General features: G+C 63.5%; 17 protein-coding genes. 5 read left to right on the forward strand and 12 right to left on the reverse strand.

The window, feature by feature from the left end; translation table 11 throughout:
• Window positions 1-18 precede the first annotated feature (18 nt).
• Window positions 19-810: a PP2C family serine/threonine-protein phosphatase gene (locus GV001_RS14270; RefSeq protein ID WP_160080929.1), complete on the reverse strand. Its 792-nt coding sequence runs from the start codon at window positions 808-810 to the stop codon at window positions 19-21.
• 228 nt (window positions 811-1,038) lie between these two features.
• On the opposite strand from GV001_RS14270, the gene GV001_RS14275 reads away from it, so the two are divergent.
• From GV001_RS14275 to GV001_RS14295, 5 genes are all read left to right on the forward strand, one after another.
• Complete coding sequence (locus tag GV001_RS14275; RefSeq protein WP_160080931.1) at window positions 1,039-1,743, forward strand: endonuclease; 705 nt, start codon at window positions 1,039-1,041, stop codon at window positions 1,741-1,743.
• A gap of 229 nt (window positions 1,744-1,972) precedes the next feature.
• Window positions 1,973-2,182: a cold-shock protein gene (locus GV001_RS14280; RefSeq protein ID WP_160080933.1), complete on the forward strand. Its 210-nt coding sequence runs from the start codon at window positions 1,973-1,975 to the stop codon at window positions 2,180-2,182.
• A gap of 104 nt (window positions 2,183-2,286) precedes the next feature.
• Window positions 2,287-2,466 (forward strand): hypothetical protein, encoded by a 180-nt coding sequence (locus GV001_RS14285; RefSeq protein ID WP_160080935.1) that lies wholly within the window; start codon window positions 2,287-2,289, stop codon window positions 2,464-2,466.
• 165 nt (window positions 2,467-2,631) lie between these two features.
• A complete protein-coding gene (locus GV001_RS14290; RefSeq protein WP_160080947.1) occupies window positions 2,632-3,654 on the forward strand; it encodes a GGDEF domain-containing protein in 1,023 nt (340 codons plus the stop codon).
• A gap of 82 nt (window positions 3,655-3,736) precedes the next feature.
• Window positions 3,737-4,291: a magnesium transporter gene (locus GV001_RS14295; RefSeq protein WP_160080949.1), complete on the forward strand. Its 555-nt coding sequence runs from the start codon at window positions 3,737-3,739 to the stop codon at window positions 4,289-4,291.
• 58 nt (window positions 4,292-4,349) lie between these two features.
• Here GV001_RS14295 and pdxJ read toward each other — a convergent pair whose 3' ends face one another.
• The 11 genes from pdxJ to GV001_RS14350 form a co-directional block, all read right to left on the reverse strand.
• The gene (gene pdxJ / locus GV001_RS14300; protein WP_160080951.1) at window positions 4,350-5,096 is read right to left on the reverse strand and encodes a pyridoxine 5'-phosphate synthase; all 747 of its coding nucleotides are present in this window, start codon (window positions 5,094-5,096) and stop codon (window positions 4,350-4,352) included.
• A complete protein-coding gene (gene recO, locus GV001_RS14305; RefSeq protein WP_160080953.1) occupies window positions 5,089-5,787 on the reverse strand; it encodes a DNA repair protein RecO in 699 nt (232 codons plus the stop codon). Before recO ends, pdxJ begins: the two co-directional genes overlap by 8 nt.
• 3 nt (window positions 5,788-5,790) lie before the next feature.
• Window positions 5,791-6,693, reverse strand: a complete 903-nt coding sequence (era, locus tag GV001_RS14310; RefSeq protein ID WP_160080955.1) for a GTPase Era — start codon at window positions 6,691-6,693, stop codon at window positions 5,791-5,793.
• Window positions 6,686-7,375, reverse strand: a complete 690-nt coding sequence (gene rnc / locus GV001_RS14315; RefSeq protein ID WP_160080957.1) for a ribonuclease III — start codon at window positions 7,373-7,375, stop codon at window positions 6,686-6,688. The genes era and rnc overlap by 8 nt, the downstream gene beginning before the upstream one ends.
• Window positions 7,372-7,749 (reverse strand): DUF4845 domain-containing protein, encoded by a 378-nt coding sequence (locus GV001_RS14320; protein WP_160080959.1) that lies wholly within the window; start codon window positions 7,747-7,749, stop codon window positions 7,372-7,374. Before GV001_RS14320 ends, rnc begins: the two co-directional genes overlap by 4 nt.
• Window positions 7,750-7,857: 108 nt before the next feature.
• A complete protein-coding gene (lepB, locus tag GV001_RS14325; protein WP_160080961.1) occupies window positions 7,858-8,712 on the reverse strand; it encodes a signal peptidase I in 855 nt (284 codons plus the stop codon).
• 5 nt (window positions 8,713-8,717) lie between these two features.
• Window positions 8,718-10,517, reverse strand: a complete 1,800-nt coding sequence (lepA, locus tag GV001_RS14330; protein ID WP_160080963.1) for a translation elongation factor 4 — start codon at window positions 10,515-10,517, stop codon at window positions 8,718-8,720.
• A gap of 151 nt (window positions 10,518-10,668) precedes the next feature.
• Window positions 10,669-12,090, reverse strand: a complete 1,422-nt coding sequence (locus GV001_RS14335; RefSeq protein WP_160080965.1) for a DegQ family serine endoprotease — start codon at window positions 12,088-12,090, stop codon at window positions 10,669-10,671.
• Between the two features lie 32 nt (window positions 12,091-12,122).
• A complete protein-coding gene (locus tag GV001_RS14340; protein WP_160080967.1) occupies window positions 12,123-12,569 on the reverse strand; it encodes a SoxR reducing system RseC family protein in 447 nt (148 codons plus the stop codon).
• On the reverse strand, window positions 12,566-13,522 hold the full coding sequence (locus GV001_RS14345) for a MucB/RseB C-terminal domain-containing protein (protein WP_160080969.1): 957 nt from the start codon (window positions 13,520-13,522) through the stop codon (window positions 12,566-12,568). Before GV001_RS14345 ends, GV001_RS14340 begins: the two co-directional genes overlap by 4 nt.
• A gap of 8 nt (window positions 13,523-13,530) precedes the next feature.
• Complete coding sequence (locus GV001_RS14350; RefSeq protein WP_160080971.1) at window positions 13,531-14,118, reverse strand: sigma-E factor negative regulatory protein; 588 nt, start codon at window positions 14,116-14,118, stop codon at window positions 13,531-13,533.
• Window positions 14,119-14,124: the final 6 nt, after the last annotated feature.

Here is a 14,124-nt window from a genome sequence, read left to right on the forward strand (position 1 = left end):
AATGTCTTGTCGAAGTGTTCAAGGCTTGCGGGGACTCAGCCATCTGCTGAGGAAGTTCCGGGGTTTGGCAGCGATCGCCGGCGATTGCGGCGCACTCAGGCCGAGCACGATGCAGGAGATATTGTCCTTGCCGCCCAGCCGATTGGCCAGCCCTATCAGCTGTTCGACCAGCTCGTCGAGGGTCGCCGCCTCGGCACACAGCTGCTGGATCTGCGCATCGCTCAGTTCGCCGCTGAGGCCGTCGCTGCACAGCAGCAACAGCTCGCCCGCGGCCAGGGTGCCGTGCAGCTGGCCGACCGTCAGCTCCTGCTCGCTCTGCCCCAGGCACTGGATGACGATATTGCGCCGCGGATGGGTACGCGCCTGCTCGCTGGTCATCTCGCCGGCATCGATCATCAGCTGCACCCAGCTGTGATCCCGACTGAGCTGCTCGATATGCTCGGCGCTGACCCGGTAGGCCCGGCTGTCGCCGACCCAGGCCAGCTCGAAGTCGGCACCGCTGAAGCGCAGGGCCACCAGGGTGGTGCCCATGCGCCGCCCGCCCTCGGCCTGGCCGGCCGCCACGATCGCGGCATTGGCCGCCTGGGTGGCCGCCAGCAGGCTCTCGCCCGCGGCCACGGCCTCGCGCAGGACCTGCAGGGCCAGGGCACTGGCCACCTCGCCACACTGATGGCCGCCCATGCCATCGGCGACGGCCCACAGGCCCAGCTCGGGGCAACACAGCACGGCATCTTCGTTATGCGCACGCACCTGGCCGGCCACGCTTTGCGCGGCGAAGCCCAGGGACTGCTCGGTGTGCGTAATGGACATGGCTACGAAATCATCTCGTGAAGGAACTCCCGGCGCATGATGCGACCGCCGCAGGCGGCTGTCAGCCAGGCGCAAAAGTTTCCCCAGAAAGTGTTAAGCAGTCGAGATTGAAGACACGCCAGGCGGCGCCGCGACTTATCCCCCGGCAGCCATGAAGCCTGTTCGAGCCGCCTTGGCAAAGGCCGCCAGAGCGGTATGATGCCGCGCTTTTTTAGGGATGCCGTATCCATGCCCTGGCGTTGTATCGCTCTGCTGCTTGCCCTTGCCCTGCCCGTCACCAGCCCCGCCGCACCGCCGCGCACCTTTGCCGAGGCGAAGAAAGTCGCCTGGCAGCTATATGCCCGCCAATCGGTTGAGTTCTACTGCGGCTGCCGCTACAGCGGCAAGCAGGTCGACCTGGCCAGCTGTGGCTATGTCCCGCGCAAGAACCCGCAACGGGCCGCCCGCATCGAGTGGGAACACATAGTCCCGGCCTGGGTCATCGGCCACCAGCGGCGCTGCTGGCAACAAGGCGGACGGCGCAACTGCGCGAGCAACGACCGCATCTATCGGCGCGCCGAGGCCGACCTGTTCAACCTGGTGCCGAGCGTGGGCGAAGTGAACGGCGACCGCAGCAACTACAGCTTTGCCTGGCTGCCCCAGCAACCCGGCCAATACGGCGCCTGCCCGATGGTGGTCGACTTCAAGGCACGCAAGGCGATGCCCAGGGCCAAGGTCCGCGGCATGATCGCCCGCACCTACTTCTACATGAGCGAGCGCTACGGCCTGCGCCTGTCGAAGCAGGACCGGCGCCTGTTCGAAGCCTGGCACAAGCAGTATCCGGTGCAGGACTGGGAGCGTCAGCGCAACCAGCGACTGGCCTGCGTGATGGGCTGGCACAACCCCCATGTCGGCCCGACCGATGCGCGTCGCTGCCCGGCACCCCGCCCCTGAGCAGGATCGTTCGAGGTGCTGCTGCAGCACCCCGTTCAGCCGAAAGTGAAGAAATGACTAGGCGATTGGCCGTTATACCTGTAAGTTGGTCGGACTGTGCTGCATGTGTCACCGCAAATCGACCTGTTTAGATCTCGATCCAACCTTCCATCGGTTTCTTTACTCTTTGCACTCAGTCATGGCCTGGGCTGTTCCGGCGTCATGTTCACTTTGTTCAAGGAGATATCTCATGTCCGATCGTCAAACTGGCACCGTCAAGTGGTTCAACGATGAAAAAGGCTTCGGCTTCATCACCCCGGAAAGCGGCGCCGACCTGTTTGTACACTACCGCTCGATCCAGAGCGCTGGCTTCAAAAGCCTGCAGGAAGGCCAAAAGGTCTCCTTCGTGGCTGTAAAAGGTCAGAAAGGCATGCAAGCTGACGACGTTCAAGTAATCTAATTACTCGACGCGTCACGAAAACCGGCCCACGGGCCGGTTTTTTTATCCCTGCCATTTCATCCGCACCCAGCGTGCGCCAGCGATTTCCTCGAAGGGGAGCCATCATGCGAGTCAAAGGATCCAGCCAGAAACCCAAGCCGCAACCGGCCGTGGAAACCCACGAGTCCATCGAAGCGCAGATCGCCGCATTCCTCAAGTCCGGCGGCGAGATCCAGCAGATCGCCAAAGGCGTCAGTGGTCAGTCCGCCACCCCCAGCCGTCACATCACCATCAGCAAGAAATAATCTTGCCGGTCGAATAGCCAGCAACCGCCACGGCCTGCATCCGCGCGGCACTTTGGCGGCAATACTGGCACCTCGCCCAACATCACCCTTGCCCGCCCTGGCAAAGCTCTGCATCCTGTCGTCAGAAAACGATAAAAAGAGCCACAGGCCAAGGGACTATCGCTGATGTTCAAGCGACTCAGGAAAGACTTCCAGCTGTCCATCATCTCCCTCATGGGATTGATCGGTGTGCTGGGCATCACGCCTTACGCGTTTTATCGCCTGATGCACGGCAATTACCTGGTCGGCATCGCCGACTCGGTGTTCGTCGCCTCCACCATACTGGCCGTGCTCTATGCCTGGCGCACCGGCGACACGGTGAAGCCCGGCATCTACCTGGCGAGCATCTTCTCGGTGGGCTCGACCCTGATCGCCATCAATCTGGGAGTCAACGGCCTGTTCTGGCTCTACCCGCTGATCCTCTTCAACTTCTTCATGGTTTCCCCCGGCAAGGCCATCGTGGCCACGCTGCTGATCCTGACCAGCCTGGTCGGCCACGCGCTCTGGGTGCCGGGTAGCGTGTTCGAGAGCCATTACCAGATGATCTCCTTCCTGGTCACCAACACGGTGGCCGGCATCCTCACCTTCATTTTCGCCTATCGCACCAGCAGCCAGCGCGAGCAGCTGCAGAGCCTGGCCATCAGCGACCCGCTCACCGGCGCCCGCAACCGGCGGGCGATGGATGAGGAAATGAAGATCGCGGTATCCAGCAAACGCCGCCACGGCAAGGACTACGGCGCACTGGCGATGGACCTGGATCACTTCAAGCAGATCAACGACCAGTTCGGCCACCCGGCCGGCGACCAGGTGCTGATCGACTTCGTCGAGCTGATCAAATCCTGCTCGCGCCAGGAGGACCGCCTGTTCCGCTTCGGCGGCGAAGAATTCCTCCTGCTCCTGCCAGACAGCACAACCGAAGGCCTGCAAGCCGCCGCCAATCATCTACTGCAACGGGTGCGACAATCCTTGCGCGGGCCCGGCGGAGCGGTGACGGTCTCCATCGGCGGCACCACCCTGCGCCGCGACGAAAGCTGGAGCAGCTGGCTGCAACGCACCGACCAGTGCCTGTACCAGGCCAAGAGCGCCGGCCGCGACCGCTGCATCATCGAGGCGCCGCAGCCGCTCGGCGGCCCGCAACCGCTGCCCTGAGCACACAACTACACTGTCGATAGACCCATCGCGGTCACCCGCACTGACTGGGGGCCCACCACTGCGAGATAGGAGGTGTGCCATGCATCGGCATTACTACATCAGCGATAACCTGGACGAGCTGGAAAAGCTCGAGAACGAGCTGGAAGCCAGCGGCATCAGCACCGAACAGATCCACGTCCTGAGCGAGCAGGACGCCGCAGTCGAGCAGCACCAGCTGCACGATGTGCCATCGCTCATGAAACAGGACCTGGTCCACTCCGGCCAGGTTGCCAGCCTGATCGGCCTCGCCCTGGCGGTTCTGGTGATCCTACTGGCCTGGCTCAACGGCTGGGCCGAGAGCCCTGCCGGCTGGACACCCTTCGTATTCCTGGCGGTGGTGCTGGTCGGCTTCTGTGTCTGGGAAGGCAGCCTGTTCGGCATGCAGCAACCCAACAGCGCGTTCCGCCGCTTTGCCGACAGCCTGCACGAAGGCAAGCACCTGTTCTTCGTCGACGTGAAGCCCGGGCAGGAGCCGATCCTCAATCAGGTCATCGCCCACCATCCGCGCCTGGAACTGGCCGGCACCGGGGAAGCGACGCCGGACTGGGCGGTCAGCGTGCAGCGCCGCTGGCATCAGTTCCGCCGCATGCTCTGAGCGGGAAGCGAGCGCGCCGCACCTGCACGGCGCGCTCGGGCCAGCCGGCGGCGCGCGCTTAGCCGCGCGCCGCCGCGGTGACGATCAGCTGCTTCATCTCCGCCACCGCGGCCTTGAAGCCGACGAACAGGGCATGCGCGACAATCGCATGGCCAATGTTCAGCTCGTGCACGCCGGCAATCGCTGCCACCGGTTCGGCATTGTGGTAATGCAGACCATGGCCGGCATTGACGATCAGGCCATGCGCCAGGCCGCAGGCCACTCCGTCGCGGATCCGCGCCAGCTCGCGGGCCGCCTGCGCCGGAGTCTGGGCATCGGCATAGCGGCCTGTGTGCAGCTCGATGGCCGGGGCACCGACACGCCGCGCCGCCTCGATCTGCTGCTCGTCGGCATCGATGAACAGAGACACCTCGCAACCGAGCTTGCTCAAGCGCTCCACCGCGGCACGAATGCGCGCTTCCTGACCTGCCACTTCCAGACCACCTTCGGTAGTCAGCTCCTGGCGCGTTTCCGGAACCAGGCAGACGTGCTCGGGGCGGATGCTCTCGGCAAAGTCGAGCATGAAGTCGGTGACCCCCATCTCGAAGTTCATCCGCGTCTGCAGCACCTCCTTGAGCAGGCGCACGTCACGCTCCTGGATATGCCGACGATCCTCGCGCAGATGCACGGTGATGCCATCGGCACCGGCCTCCTCGGCATCCAGCGCCGCCTTGACCGGGTCGGGGTAACGGGTGCCACGGGCCTGACGCAGGGTGGCAACATGGTCGATATTCACGCCGAGGAGGATGCGATTGGCTTCAGTCACGGACAGGTTCCTTGAGATTCATGAAGAGTTCGCGGCTGACCAGCGGTCGACCGCCCAGATGGGGCGCCAGGGCCTGGCGCATCAGGCGCTTGGCCGCAGCCAGCACAGCGGGCGACGACCAGTCCGCCTCGGCCATGGCCAATAGATCGGCGCCGCAGAACAGGCCGGGCTGCAGCTGCACCACCGCCTCCAGGCCGGCATCCGGCTGCAGGCGGTACAGCCCGTTAGCGGCAATCGGCTGGCCAGCCAGATCGCTGTCCAGGGCGAAACCATAGCCCAGCTCGTCCAGCAGGCGCCACTCGAAGGCGCGCAACAGAGGCTCCAGCGGCGGATTCGCGGCCAGCGCCTGGAGCGTCAAGGCGTAGTGTTCGAACAGGGAGGGCAGCGGATCTTCCGCGGGCAGCAGGCGAATCAGCAGTTCGTTGAGGTACAGGCCGCTGAACAGGGCGGCGCCGCTCAGCAGATTGGGGATGCCGGCGGCTTCCAGGCGAGCGACGTTCTTCAGTTCGCCGCGGCCGCGGAACTCTGCATCCAGCGGCACGAAGGGCCGTGCCAGGGTACCGGCCTTGCCCCGCGCACCGCGCAAGACCGCGCGAAAGCGACCTTGCGGCGTCAGGATGTCGAGCAGCGCACTGCTCTCGCGGTAGGCACGGCTGTGCAGAACGTAGGCCGGATACACACTGGCCTGCATGGCTTAGATGTCGTTGTAGCCCAGCGAACGCAGGGCCCGCTCGTCATCGGACCAGCCACCCTTGACCTTGACCCAGAGGTTGAGCATGACCTTGGAGTCGAACAGCACCTCCATGTCCTTGCGCGCTTCCTGGCCGATGCGTTTGATCCGCTCGCCCTTGTCGCCGATGATGATCTTCTTCTGCCCGTCGCGCTCGACCAGGATCAGCGCATGGATATGCAGAATGCGCCCCTCCTGCTTGAACTCCTCGATCTCCACGGTGATCTGGTACGGCAGTTCGGCGCCGAGCTGGCGCATGATCTTCTCGCGCACCAGTTCGGCGGCAAGGAAGCGACTGGAACGGTCGGTGATCTGGTCTTCCGGGAAGAAGTGCTCGCCCTCCGGCAGGAAGTCGGCCACCAGTTTTTCCAGGGCATCGAGGTTGTGCCCCTGCTGCGCGGAAATCGGCACGATCTCGGCCTTCGGCAGCTGCTGCTGGAGCCACTCCAGATGCGGCATCAGCTCGATCTTGTCCTCGATGCGATCGGTCTTGTTGATCGCCAGGATCACCGGCCCCTGCACGTACTGGATGCGCTCGAGAACCATCTGGTCCTCGTCGGTCCAGCGTGTGCGGTCGACCACGAAGATCACCACGTCGACGTCCTTCAACGCCGCCGAGGCAGTCTTGTTCATGTAGCGATTGAGGGCCTTGTCGCTGTTCTTGTGCAGGCCGGGCGTATCGACATAGATCGCCTGCACTTCGCCCTCGGTCTTGATCCCGAGCATGTTGTGGCGGGTGGTCTGCGGCTTGCGCGAAGTGATCGCCAGCTTCTGCCCGAGGATATGGTTGAGCAGGGTCGATTTGCCCACGTTGGGGCGGCCGACGATGGCGACATAGCCACAGCGGGTTACGGGTGCATCAGTCATTGCCATTCTCCACGCCCAGCGCCACGAGGGCGGCGGCGGCGGCGACCTGCTCGGCAATGCGCCGACTGGCGCCCTGCCCCTGGGTATTTTCATTCAACAGGGCCACTTCGCACTGCACGAAGAAGGTTCGGCAATGCGGCTCGCCCTGAATATCCACCACGTCATAGCGCGGCAGGTCAGTACCGCGCGACTGCAGGAACTCCTGCAGACGGGTTTTCGGGTCCTTGTTGGTGTCGACCAGGGTCAGGCTTTCCAGCTCGTTGCTGAGCCAGGCCAGCACACGCTGGCGTGCCATATCCATGCCGGCATCCAGGTAGATGCCACCGATCAGCGCCTCGAGGGCATCGGCCAGAATCGATTCGCGGCGAAAGCCGCCACTCTTCAGCTCGCCGGAGCCCAGTCGCAGGTATTCACCCAGATCGAAGCCACGCGCCAGCACTGCCAGTGTCTCGCCTTTGACCAGGCGCGCGCGCAAACGCGACAACTGGCCTTCGCGAGCCTGGGGGAAACGCTCGAACAGCGCCTCGCCAGCAACGAAGTTGAGGATGGCATCGCCGAGAAACTCCAGGCGCTCATTGTTGCGCCCGGCGAAGCTGCGGTGGGTAAGAGCCAGGATCAGCAGATCCTGGTTCTGGAAGGTATAACCGAGCTGACGCTCAAGACGGGCTAGAGAGGCACTCACGGCATGCGTACGCGAAATTCTTTGTCGAACCGGGCGACTAGATCGAGATTTTCAATCAACGATTCACGTCGCTCATATTTGAGATGCGCACGAAACTCATTGCTCTCCTGCTTGATAACCAAAGCCTCTTCAATATCAAGATTACGGATGCCGTTAATCTCCATACCCTTGCTTACATGATCATAAAAATCAGCAACTGTACGCACATCTTGCGAAGCATCTTTCTCTACCGAGATGATGATCTTCTCCAGCGACATGTAATCCATGTAATGCGGCAGCATCTTGAAGGTCATGCTGGCGAAGAATGCCACCACGGCCAGCACCACCAGCCAGCTCAGCATCGACAAGCCTTTCTGCGAATGCGCAAACTTCATGACCACCCTCTCTTATCCCTTTTATCGTGATGCCCGCAGGCCCAGAGCATAACTATATATAAGCTGGCGCAAACCCATTGCACAATGCGCCACACACATGCCGATTGATCAGTGGATCAGGCCCACCCGGGAGAAATTCGGCAGGCTGCGCAACTTCGGATCCGGCCAGCTCATCCACACGGCGAAGGCCTTGCCGACGATATTGCGATCCGGAACCATGCCCAGCAGCTCCTTGGGAATACGCTTGTCGTTCCAGTAGCGGCTGTCATTGGAGTTGTCGCGGTTGTCGCCCATCATGAAGTAGTGTCCTTGCGGCACGACCCACTCGTCACCCGGGACGTGCAGGTTGCGGCGCAGCTCCTTGCGAATCTGGTGTTCCACCTCGCCCAGCTTCTCCCGATACAACGCAGCACTGCCCAGGCTGCCCGGTTCCTCACCGAGAAAGGTCTCGGCGACCGGCTGGCCATTGACTAGCAGACGCTTGGCCGTGGTGTAGCTGATCCGGTCGCCGGGCAAGCCGACCACGCGCTTGATGTAGTTGATGTTCGGCTCGCTCGGGTAGCGGAACACCATCACGTCGCCACGCTGCGGATCACCCACCTCGATGACCTTGGTATCGACCACCGGCAGGCGGATGCCGTAGGCAAACTTGTTGACCAGAATGAAGTCGCCGATATCCAGGGTCGGCTTCATCGAGCCAGACGGAATCTGGAACGGCTCCAGCAGGAAGGAGCGCAGCACCAGCACGATGGCCAGCACCGGGAAGAACGACTTGCCGTACTCCACCAGCAACGGCTCGCGGCTCAGGCTTTGCAGCACCCGTTCGTCCACCTTGTCGACCTGTCCCTCGTAGGTGGCAATCGCCGACCGCCGGCGCGGAGCCAGCAGCAGCAGATCGAGCAAGGCCAGGGCACCGCAAACCGCAACGGCAATCACCAGAATCAGAGGGAAATTGAACGACATGGCTATCAGCTATCCACTTTGAGCACGGCAAGGAAGGCTTCCTGGGGAATCTCCACGCTGCCGACCTGCTTCATGCGTTTCTTACCGGCCTTCTGCTTCTCCAGCAGTTTTTTCTTACGGCTGACGTCGCCACCGTAGCACTTGGCCAGCACGTTCTTCCTGAGCGCCTTGACGGTTGTCCGCGCGACGATCTGGCCACCAATGGCAGCCTGAATGGCGACGTCGAACATCTGCCGGGGAATCAGCTCTTTCATCTTCTCGGTCAGCGCACGGCCTTTGTAGTGGGCCTTGTCGCGATGCACGATGAGCGCCAGGGCATCGACCTTCTCGCCGTTGATCAGCACATCCAGCTTGACCAGATTAGCGCTCTCGAAACGATCGAAGCTGTAGTCCAGCGAGGCATAACCGCGGCTGACCGACTTCAGGCGGTCGAAGAAGTCCAGCACCACCTCGTTCATCGGCAGGTCATAGCAGACCTGCACCTGGCTGCTGAGGAACTGCATGTCGCGCTGCACACCACGCTTCTCGATGCACAGGGTGATGACGTTGCCCAGATGCTCCTGCGGCACCAGGATGTTGGCCCGTACGATCGGCTCGCGCATATCCTCAATCGCCGACAGGTCCGGCAATTTCGACGGGTTATCGACGTAGATCGTCTCGCCGTTCTTCAGCAGCAGCTCGAATACCACGGTCGGCGCGGTGGTGATCAGGTCCAGATCGTATTCACGCTCCAGGCGCTCCTGGATGATCTCCATGTGCAGCATGCCGAGGAAGCCGATGCGGAAGCCGAAGCCCAGAGCCTCGGAACTTTCCGGCTCGTACTGCAGCGCAGCGTCGTTCAGCGTCAGCTTCTGCAGCGCTTCGCGGAAATCTTCGAAATCGTCCGAACTGACCGGGAACAGGCCGGCGTAGACCTGCGGCTTGACCCGCTTGAAGCCCGGCAGCATGTCGACATCGGGAGTGTTCGACAGGGTCAGGGTGTCACCCACCGGCGCGCCGTGAATATCCTTGATGCCGGCGATGATGAAGCCCACTTCGCCCGCCTTGAGATCCTCGGTGGCCGTATGCTTGGGCGTGAACACCCCGACGCTGTCGACCTGGTGGACCTTGCCGGTGGACTTGACCAGCACCTTGTCGCCTTTCTTGATGCGGCCGTGGCGCACACGTACCAGCGAGACCACCCCCAGGTAGTTGTCGAACCAGGAATCGATGATCAGGGCCTGCAACGGCGCCTCGATGTCGCCGGTCGGCGGCGGAATCACCGCGACCAGACGCTCCAGCACCTCGTCCACGCCCATGCCGCTCTTGGCACTGCAGGCCACGGCATCGGTGGCGTCGATGCCGATGATGTGTTCGATCTCTTCCTTGACCTTGTCCGGATCGGCCTGCGGCAGATCCATCTTGTTCAGCACCGGCATGACCTCGAGACCCTGCTCGATGGCCGTGTAGCAGTTGGCAACCGACTGGGCTTCCACCCCCTGGCCGGCATCCACCACCAGCAGCGCGCCTTCGCAGGCCGCCAGCGAGCGGCTGACTTCGTAAGTGAAGTCGACGTGCCCCGGGGTATCGATGAAGTTCAGCTGGTAGGTCTTACCATCCCGCGCCTTGTAGTGCAGGGTCACGCTGTGCGCCTTGATGGTGATGCCGCGCTCGCGCTCCAAGTCCATGGAATCCAGCACCTGGGCTTCCATTTCGCGCTCGGACAGGCCACCACACATCTGAATGAAGCGGTCGGCCAGGGTCGACTTGCCATGGTCGATGTGGGCGATGATGGAGAAATTGCGGATATGACTCAGGTCACTCACGGATCAACACTCGAAAAAGCCGCAGGCAGGCTGCCCGCCGAAAATAGCCGAGCATTCTACCCGACTGCCAGCCATGGCGTCACGCCTGGGCAGTAGGCCACGCGCACAAAAAAGGGCGGTGGAAACCGCCCTTCCGGTGAGGCAAACCGCGCTATTCGGCCAACTTGAAGGTGATGAAGCTGGCACGCCCCTGGCGCAGCACGCGCATGGACACCGAACGATTGACCGGCAGCGCCTTGGCGATCTGGGCGAAGGCCTTGGCCGAGTCGATGGCCTGATTATTCAGATGGGTGATCACGTCACCGGGACGCAGACCGATCAGTGCCGCCGGGCCATTCTGCACTTCCTTGATCACCACGCCACCACGCAGATCGAGCGCCTTCTTCTGCTCATCGGTCAGCTCGACCACGGAAACCCCCAGGCGATTGCTGCTGCGCTCGACACCGGCCTCGGCATTGATCGCCACCTCGTCACCCTCTTCCGGCAAGGCTCCGACACTCATCGACAGGCGCTTGCGCTCACCCTCGCGCACCACGTCCAGCTCAATCGTGCTGCCAGGCTTGAGGCCGCCGACCAGATGCGGCAGGTCGGCAGACATGATGATCGGCTGATCGTTCATGCCGAGGATGACATCGCCCACCTGCAGCCCACCCTTGGCGGCCGGCCCACCTTCCAACACCTGGGCCACCAGCGCCCCGGCCGGCTTCTCCAGCCCGAAGGACTCCGCCAGGTCCTTGTTCACTTCCTGGATCACCACCCCCAGCCAGCCACGACTGACCTTGCCTTCAGCCTTCAGCTGATCGGCCACGGCCATCGCCACATCGATCGGAATCGCAAAGGAAAGGCCCATGAAACCACCGGAGCGGGTGAATATCTGCGAGTTGATGCCGACCACTTCGCCATCCAGGTTGAATAGCGGACCACCCGAGTTGCCCGGATTGATCGCCACGTCGGTCTGGATGAACGGCACATAGTTCTCGTTCGGCAGGCTGCGCCCCTTGGCGCTGACGATGCCCGCGGTGACGGAGTGATCGAAACCGAAGGGCGAGCCGATGGCCAGCACCCAGGCCCCGACTTTCAGGTCGTCGGATTTGCCCAGCTTGACGGTCGGCAACCCCTTGCCCTCGACCTTGAGCAACGCCACGTCGGTGCGCGGATCGGCCCCGACCAGCTTGGCTTCCAGTTCACTGCGATCGGACAGACGCACGATGATCTCGTCGGCATCGGCCACCACATGGTTATTGGTCAGCACATAGCCATCGTCCGAGATGATGAAACCGGAGCCCAGCGATTGCGCCTCGCGCTGGCGACCGTTCGGATTGCGCGGCACCTGCGGCAGATTGCGCTCGAAGAACTGGCGAAACTCCGGGGGCAGGCCTTCCAGATCGGGCATCTGCCCCTGGATCGCGGCATTGCGCTGCGGCACGTTCTGCCGCGTGCTGATGTTGACCACGGCCGGCGAGGCCGCTTCGACCAACTCGGTGAACTCTGGCAATTGTGCCTGTGCCACAGCCACCTGGCCCAACAACAGCAGGGCAAACAGACCGGACACGGAGGATTTCAGGCTAAGCATCGACGACAGCTCCCATCCACAGAAATGAGTATTCAGCACGCACTGGCCAGCATGGCACGCAGCACCACCGGCTGCAGCGCCGGGTCGGCCGCCGTTTGACGACTGCGCCAACGCACAACGAGCCAACCCACGAACAATCCGGCCAAGCCCAGCACGATCACCAGCGGCTCGGCCAAGCCCAGCGCCTGCGCCAACAGGGCGGCGGCAAACAGGCACACCAGCGGCAGCAGATAGACCAGCAAGGCGCCACGCACCAGCAGATCCTCGCGCACACCGATCACCACGGTATCACCCAGCTGCACCTGCAGATCGCAGAGGGCGCGCACCAGGCCCCGACTGCGGCCAACGCCCAGCTTGTCCATCAAGCCCTGGCCACAACCGGCATTGGCCGAGCAACTGGAGCAGGTGCTCTTGCGCAAGGTCTCGACCCAGACCGCGCCCGACTCGAGCGCCACGACCCGTCCGCGCTCCTCGATCATTGCGCCACCGCACCTGCCGCAGAGGGTTGCAGCGCCTGCATGGACAGGGCCACCCGCTCGGCGGTACCCAGCGGGATCTCGCCAACCACCGTCACCATCACATCGCCGTCCGCCGTCGCCATGCGCCGGGACACCACGGCAGTCGGCCCCAACTGGCTGCGCGCATCCTCCACCGCCGCACCGCGCAGCGGCTCGAGAAAGACCGAGAAGCGCGCCAGACCATCGTCATACATCAGGCAAGCCACCGGCTCCGCAGAAGCCGGGCTGCGGCGCCGCAAGGCCTGCTGCAGCTCGAATCCCGGCGGCAGCCAGGCGGCACGCCAGACCTGCGCGGAAAGCTCGTCGGCCTTGCCGAAACTCACCGCCTTGCAGGCGGCACTGGGCTGCAGCTGCTCGTCGGCCACCGAGGCCCGGGTATCCAGCTCGATGAACTGGAAGCGCTCGAGCAGCTGCCCCTTCTCGCTCAGCAGCAACGACCTGAGCGGCACGGCCGTTTCTTCATCCAGATGCAGTTCGACCGCGTAACGGTGCTGATCGCGCGGCTTCAGCGCCAGCACTACTGCGGCGCGCCCGGCCACCCGGGAACGCCCCAGCACACGCAATTCGTAACGTTTGGCCAGCTGTTCCGGAACCAGCGCACGGGCCGGCCACTGCACATCGCTGAGCTGGTCGGTCAAGGCACCACTCACGCACTGCGGGCGGCCATCGACGCGCAGCACTTCCTGCGCCGGGCCATCGAGCTGCAGCAGGCGCTCGCGCACCACGCCACCCGCCTCGACCCGATGCCAGATGGCATGGGTGGAAAAGCTGCCGTTGCGCTCGTAAACGAAGGTACCGTGAAAGCTTTGCTCTTCAGCCTTGGCCAAACGACTCAGCCAGTCCTGGGCATCGGCAGCCTGGACCGGTAGCGCCAGCCAGCCACCGAACAATACGAGAAACGGGAAGGCGCGCATGGTCCTCCTCAGCGGCTTTCCAGGCTGGCGGCACGCGCATACGGCAGAGCCGAGTCAGCGCCATTGGCGGCCGCCTGCTGCGCATGCTGACGCAGGTAGGCGGGCAGACGCTGCTCATGCCAGCCGGAAACCGGCTGCTGCGTCTTCGGCGCGCCCTGCACCAGCGGCTCGCTGCTCGTCGTATAGCCCGCCAATACTGCCGGGCCCTGCGCTTGCGGCATCATCAGAGCGGGCTGCGCGCCCTGCTGGGCCAGCTGCGCACCAGCCAGCTCGTCCTGATTGTAGAAACGTACGCCCGCCAGCACGGCAACCGTCACCGATGCGGCAACTGCCAGGCGCCCCAGGCCGCGCCACGGGGCACGGGAAACCTTGGCCGGCTGCGCCTCGTCGGCCAGGGCGGCGGAGACGGCGGCAGCGATATCCAGGCGCGGCTCCCGCAGTTCCTTGTGCATCACCGCACGAGCGACCTGATAACGCGCCCAGGTGGCGCGCAGCTCGGGCTCGTCGCTGGCGGCCAGCACCCGGCGCAGTTCCAGTTCATCCGCTTCGTTATCCATCACCGCGGACAGCGATTCCTGCAGGGCTTCACGACTCATGGCGGT

The organism is Pseudomonas sp. 8AS (assembly GCF_902506505.1).
GTDB lineage: Bacteria > Pseudomonadota > Gammaproteobacteria > Pseudomonadales > Pseudomonadaceae > Aquipseudomonas.